Consider the following 2,355-nt stretch of genomic DNA (forward strand, 5'->3'; position numbering starts at 1 on the left):
AACTCTCTAGAGTAAATTGATAATAATTATTGCTAAACTAACCAGCTCAAGCCTTGCTATAGCAAGCTTTAGCAATACATCACATTGATTTAACATCTCTAAGGCTAACTCTTAGGTTATAGGCTTAGGATAGGTTGAGCAAAATTTATTGAAATTTAATATCAACTATTGACTGCCGCGTTCCCTTTGAGTTACAGTCTATAGAACATACCCGATCACTGAGCCTTTCGAGCAATAGCCGAAAAGTTAAGCAGCAAAAGGGTGATCTACACTAGTTGGAGACAAAGTATGTTAGAGCAAATCAAAGAATTAACTGCTGAAAAGCGCACTGTTAGCAAAATTCAAGTCGAAATCAAGGAAATCGTTCCGAATAATCCCCGTAAGACTACTGAATCTTGCCTAAATACTGACGCTGACGGTGGTGATCTTAGAAGCGAGGAATCCTGAGACTATCTGAGCTTCTTAGGTAGCTATTGCTTATGAGCCTAGAATTGTTTGCAATAATTTAGTTGCTAATAGTTTTGGCTAAATCCGAGCTTGTATCAGAAATTAGAGAAATTTTCTCAATTAGTTTCTGGTGCAAGCTAGTTGCTTAGTATAAATTTTTTGTTGCTAATCTTTATCAAATAGTTATGTCGGTGCTCGCAAAAATCCTCAAGCCTTATAGTGAGCAGAAATTCCTAGAATACCATTGGACGAGTAAAGCAGTATTTATCCCAAGTGAGGACGAAAGGAAGTTTGCTGATCTATTTTCTTGGCAAAAACTCACCAATCTCCTGAATTTCCATCAATTCAAGTATCCGGAGCTGCGCTTAGCCTTAGATGGCAAAGTTTTGGAGGAAAAGGAAAACGCCAATCTAATCAAGTGGTGCCAATCAGGGGCAACTCTAATCATCGACAAGGTACATAAACTAGTACCAGAAATTACTAACTTCACCTCAGAAGTTAGACAAGATTTAGGCTATAGTGCTCAAGTCAATTCCTATTGTTCATGGCCCAGTAAACAGGGATTTTCCTGTCACTACGATACTCACGATGTCTTTATCTTGCAAATAGACGGAAACAAGGAATGGTACGTATTTAGCGATACTCTAAAATACCCCTTGACTGATCAAAAATCAGCCTCTGAAACACCTCCGGAAGGGGAGCCTTACTTGAAGTGTACCCTTACCCCTGGTGATGTGTTGTATATACCCCGTGGACATTGGCACTATGCTGTTGCTCTAGATCAACCGTCACTACATTTAACCCTAGGTATTCATTGCCAGACTGGTGTGGATTTTTTAGACTGGTTAGTGAGTGAGTTACGGCAGAATGAAGCCTGGCGTAAAAATTTGCCACTGCGGTTCGATGCTGCTCCCTTAGATCCGTCGATTGATAACTTAATCCAAAATTTAAAGCAATACGTTAGTAACAGTGATATCCAGGAACAATATAACTGTTATCTTGATGGCTTAGTCAAACCACTAGCTAGATACTCTCTACCTGCGCAAGCAGGATTTAATATATTTCCGAATGGTGTAGAGACTAGGTTTAGGAATCCCAAATTTAAACGCCTCAAAATTTCACAACTGCCAGATGACAATGGCTACAAAATTATCGTTTCAGGTAAAGAAATCGCTTTGAGAGGAGTAACTGACTCCTTGGTGGAAAATTTATTCACCAGAGAGACGTTTACCGGTAGTGATGTCATGACATGGTTACCAGATTTCGATTGGGAGGTTGATGTCGCTCCTCTTTTAACCCACTTAGTTACTGAAGGAATTATTTTTGTTGACTCCAGAGTATAGCGCTACGCGCAAGGCAAGAGGCAATAGGCAATAGGAAAAAGTTCACTAAAAGAGCGTTTCAGCAATACGTAGTGCTATATAATTAATAATTTTTTTTCTAGTTTTAAAAAAATGATAATTAAGGATAAAAACCCATGAACACTTTTTTTTGTGCTGACCATTCACAGCAGTTAGCCGAAGATATTATCGGTAGTGGCACTAATTACCAAGTGTATGTTTTAGTAGAATGCCGCCAACCGTGGCTGTCTAATGCCATGGATTCTAAGTATATTCCAGAGAATCTTAGGAGTTTGGTGGATGAGGTGAAGCACCGTAAGCTGCCAGTAAGATTCCTGCTGATTGCTAATAATAAAACCCTAAAAGCCGATCAGACTAAGCTTTTGATTTATAGTCACAACGGTGAAGCCAGGTTAAAAGGGTACAGCAAGCTAGAGTTTGATGTGACTAATCTTGGTGAGGTAGCTGGGATTGTCAAACAATTCTTAGCTGGAGAAACGCCAAACTGTGTAACACAAGACAGTGACACTAGAGACATTTTAGTTTGCACCCACGGTAGCCATGATGT

General features: G+C 39.5%; 2 protein-coding genes and 1 pseudogene. All 3 read left to right on the forward strand.

Annotated elements, in window-relative coordinates:
• The first annotated feature begins 288 nt into the window (after positions 1-288).
• Positions 289-447 (forward strand): hypothetical protein, encoded by a 159-nt coding sequence (locus F6K49_RS41985; protein ID WP_158069629.1) that lies wholly within the window; start codon positions 289-291, stop codon positions 445-447.
• Between the two features lie 185 nt (positions 448-632).
• Positions 633-1,790 carry a cupin domain-containing protein gene (locus F6K49_RS41990; RefSeq protein ID WP_293107217.1) on the forward strand — a complete coding sequence of 386 codons (1,158 nt, stop codon included), beginning with the start codon at positions 633-635 and terminating at the stop codon, positions 1,788-1,790.
• Positions 1,791-1,924: 134 nt separating this feature from the next.
• Positions 1,925-2,355: pseudogene (locus tag F6K49_RS41995) on the forward strand (sucrase ferredoxin); the annotation flags it as partial.

Source organism: Moorena sp. SIO3I6 (assembly GCF_010672095.1).